The sequence below is a fragment of the Streptomyces sp. NPDC037288 genome, from assembly GCF_055603265.1.
Genome location: NZ_JBVJVY010000149.1, coordinates 1 through 4120, shown reverse-complemented (window position 1 = coordinate 4120; position 4120 = coordinate 1). Strand labels below are relative to the sequence as shown.

Sequence of the window (4120 nt, the reverse complement as noted above, 5' to 3'; positions counted from 1 at the left end):
TGAGGCTGATGTTTGGCGACTCTCCAAACCAGCGGGGTGCCCGTTCGTCACGCCACCGTCAACACCCAACTCACCCTCACCCGCCAGCTGCACAAGTGAAAAGGGCTCATGGTCATATAATGCCGCGTCCTGCGGCCTTGTCCGTCCATAAGGAACGCCACATTCGCTGTACGACCGGCCGGACGAAAGTGGCGGCCTGGGAGGCTACGCAAACTGTCCCAACTGACTCGCGCTGAGCTCGACCTCGCATGTCAGTCACTGCTGGGAACAGGCGATTACAGCCCGGCCGACGCCCTCGTCCGCAGTCGGCGAGCCCACATCGAGCCCCCTCATGCCGAGCGGGACGGACGGACGCCGATCGTATGCAGGCCATAGCGCTTCTGCTCCACATGGCCGCGGAGAGGTACGGCGGGAAGCCGGTGAGGGCTGCCCTGGCCATCCTCAAGCAGTACGTGCCCCTAGCGAACAGGCCGCCTCCCACGCCGACGGCGCTTCACCCGCGGTCAACGCCTATACGCACGCCCACTACGCGGTGTGCCACTGGCCCGCTACGACCGCCGCACCGCCCTGGATCCCCTCGCCCACGCAGAACGTCGAGGATGAGGATCTGCTGGGTGAGGTGGGCCTGGATGATGCCGTGGGCGCGGGTGGCGGTCAGGTCATGGGTGCGGCCCGGTCTTGCCCGGGAAATCCATAGGGGTGTGCCGTCGCCACGTGTGATGAACTGGACGTTCATGCCGTGCTTGTAATGCTTCATCGGGGAGTGCGGCTCGTCGGCTTTGACGCGGTCGGTGGGGATCAGGGTGGGCGTCGACGATCACGAAGTCGTCCTCGCCCGGGCCGGCGAGGGCTTGATGCAGGCCGGGTGCCCAGGAGGCCGGGACCTCGAGGGTTTCGTCCGCGTACCGCCACGCGATCGCCCCCGAGACGCCAAACCCGGCTACCACCTGCGCGAACCTCTCGTTCTTCCGGAGATGCGCGAGGACCAGCAGGGCCTGCTTGAAGCCACCAAGCCTGCGCCACGCAGAGTTCAGTTCACGCCTTCGAGCGTAGATGGGCCATGAGACGTACTCAACCAGCTCGTCCGGGATGTCGAGCATGGAAGGACACGGAACCAACGAAGCCCCCGGCCGACGGTCGTGTTGAGTGAGATCACCACAACCAACGACGAGGAGCTTCACCACGTCACCAACCCGCCTACCAGGCCATACAACCCTCCAGACGCAGGATGAAAGGGGTTCACTGATGGGCCTTCCGGGCGCCATTCACTGCGCCTCGGGTCCGTGAACGCCCTGAACCATCCTTACGACTACGCAACGAAGCCGTATACGGCGCTGCCACCCTAACCCGTGCCTGCCTCGCCGAGGCCCACTGGAACGCCGGGCACCTAGAAGAAGCCCTGGTTCATTGGCAACGCTTCCTCTCCGCCTCCGCCGTCCTCCAATCCACCCGCGCCACGCGCCACCTGCAGACCTTGCGAGTGAAGCTTCAGCGGCTCCATGGCCACCCCGACGCCCGTGAAGTCTTGGGCCGCACACGGCTCCTCGGCTGAACACGCAGCTCCCACCCGACCGACGCAACCAGCGCACATCCTGCACATTTCGCCGATACGCAACCTTAATCTTCCAACTTCCCTCACTGCACCCACCATTTCCTCATTTCGCCACCTTGGCATCACGGGTGGGTTGGCCTGCCGAGGAGGATTGACAATCGCCAAACCGGGCAGGCGAATCGGTGAACACCTTGTAATCCGGGGACGAAGTGTCGAAATTTGCGTGATCTCTGACCATGATCGGCCCACTCTTCACCTTCGTGACGAGCAGCGATGCAGCGGCGGTGGTAGGCCAACGGGAAGGGACAACGCACGAGAAGTGCAGGAGGGACGCGAGGGAATGTCGTCGCAACGAACAGAGGTGCTTGATGTGATCGAGCAACCCACGGGCTCGGCGCCCCCCCTGACGTACGTCTCGGAGGCGGCCCGCTCCGGCCTTCCCCGAGACCTGGTCGCCGCCCGTGATGATCTGACCCGAGTGCAGGAGCAGTTGAAAGACATCATGGCGGGCCTTGCGGTGGGGGACGTCAGGGGAGACACGGGGGAAGAAAGGGAGAGCGCCAGGCGTGTCTCGCATTTGCGGAAGCGGCAAGCCGAACTTGTCTCGAAGGTCATCGGACACGGGTTCTGGATCGCGCTGGATCCCGCGGACGTGATTACGATGTGGAACACGCTCCATCACCGCCCACAGCAGGATGCGACCAGCACTACGAGCTGACGCATGCCACGGCCGAGGGATGCTATCCCCCGGCCGTTCAGCGCAACGAGGATACCGGCCGGTACCTTCCTACACGAGGGTCTCACCGGTCGGCTCCAGGATCGTTCGGCTTGGACGCCGAACAGGCGCGGCCAGGCTGCCGCACGCGGCCCCCGCCTGGCCCGGCCCATTCATCGGCCGCGTGTTGCGCATGCAGCCCGACCAGGGCAATGTCAGTTCTCCTCTGACTTCCTGTTGATGGTGGTTGTCGACCCACGGGTCTGTCAATCCCCGGTGTGTGTAGAGACGTTGGTTATGCGGCTCGGCCTTGCTGATCGGTCTGGGCTCGCGCTTCCTGGATGATCTGTTCGAACTCGGCGGGTGGCTCACCGCCGGCCGCGCTGTGGCGGCGTTTGGCGTTGCAGAAGTCCGCGATTCATGTGGCAGTGTTCAGCCCAGCCTCGGCCCGCGTACGGAACGTGTGCCGGTGCACGTACTCGATTTCGAGGGCGGAGTGGAACGACGCGGCGGCGGCGTTGTCCAGCGCCGATCCGGCGCGCCCCATGGACTGCACCGCACTCCAGCGGTCGCACAGATGCTGGATTGCCTCACGGGTGTGTTCGCTGCTGCGGTCCGTGTGGGAGATGACGCCGTCCACCTGGCCGCCCCTGGCCGCGATCGCCATCTGCAGGGCGGCGCTGACCAGCGCGGTATCGTGCCGTTCGCCCATCGCGTAGCCCAGGGCGCGGCGGGAGAAGGCGTCGTGGGCGCTGGTGAGGCAGAGCTTGACCTCGCCGGTGTCGATCGCCGTCATGCCGCCCCACCACAGCACGTTGGGTGCGGTGGCGTCGAACTTGCGTCGCACCAGGTCAGGAGCGGCTTTCCGCTGGCCGGGGCGGGTGAGCGAGCGGCGTCGGCGCGGCGGCTTGCGGCCCTGCGGACCGAGTTCGGCCATGATCTCAGCGACGGTGTTCTGCGACACCTGCCCGCCCTCCTCCCACACATCCAGCGTGATCCTCGGCGAGCCGTACCTCCGGCCCGACCGGTCGAAGAAGCAGCGGATCCGCTCAGCCAGTCCAGCCCGCCTGCCTCGTCGGCTCGCACCGTCGGCGGCGCCACTTGCAAACCCACGCCTGCCACACGCCCAGAACCCCCTCGGTGACGATCCGCCCCCTCACGAAACTCCGCATCGAACTTCCGCCTCATCCCCGCCATGAACTCTCAACTCCCCCTGCAGCCACGGCCTCTACGCTACGAGGGACAAGTCAGGGCTGACTTGTCCGGTCTCTGCTCTCGCCAAGCCGCAAAACGGCGATTGGGGCGAAGCTTCGGTGTCCACTGCGGTTGAAGACGGGGAACGCGGCGATCCTGTCGTCGGTGCCCGCCGGGGAACCGAAGCCCGCGGGTCTCCCATCTGCTCAGGAGGGCTGACCCGGGCGACCCAAGCTGCCCGCAGCGCCAGAGCAGAGATGCCGCGGGCAGCACTCCTGACGATACCGGCCGACATGGTGTCGAGGTTGTGGCCATGCCCCGCGGAAGCGAACGACCCTCGAGGCGGGTACGGAATCGTTCGTCGCTGTGGGCGCATTCGCCTGGGCTTTCGCCCATTCGTAACGGGAAAACCAGAGAAAAGGGCTAAGAAGCTTACAGAATGAGAGCATGACAGCTTATTCATACAATGGGAAAGCGAACATTATCGCCGGATCCGTCGTGATCCCGGTCCACGCCAAGCTCTGGAAGCACTACACGCAGCCCTCTGACAGGTGGTTCGGCATTCTAGTACTCCAGCAGTGCTTCGCCATTTCTGCTGGTCAGGGTTCTGAGGGTGGGGAGTGTAGTGGTGTGGGCAGGGGCATGGAACGGTCTTTGGC

At 65.1% G+C, this 4120-nt stretch carries 2 protein-coding genes and 2 pseudogenes; 2 read left to right on the top strand and 2 right to left on the bottom strand.

Translation table 11 applies throughout. The features are described 5' to 3' along the window. Positions 1-595: 595 nt before the first annotated feature. A pseudogene (locus tag ACZ7GZ_RS42510) lies at positions 596-1100 on the bottom strand (transposase family protein); the annotation flags it as partial. A 792-nt stretch (positions 1101-1892) separates the two neighbouring features. On the opposite strand from ACZ7GZ_RS42510, the gene ACZ7GZ_RS42505 reads away from it, so the two are divergent. After that, positions 1893-2270 (top strand): hypothetical protein, encoded by a 378-nt coding sequence (locus ACZ7GZ_RS42505; protein WP_471033149.1) that lies wholly within the window; start codon positions 1893-1895, stop codon positions 2268-2270. 415 nt (positions 2271-2685) lie between these two features. Here ACZ7GZ_RS42505 and ACZ7GZ_RS42500 read toward each other — a convergent pair. Then, positions 2686-3339, bottom strand: a pseudogene (locus tag ACZ7GZ_RS42500) (IS3 family transposase); the annotation flags it as partial. A 569-nt stretch (positions 3340-3908) separates the two neighbouring features. On the opposite strand from ACZ7GZ_RS42500, the gene ACZ7GZ_RS42495 reads away from it, so the two are divergent. Continuing rightward, on the top strand, positions 3909-4120 hold a 212-nt coding region (locus tag ACZ7GZ_RS42495), incomplete at its 3' end, for a hypothetical protein (protein WP_471033147.1).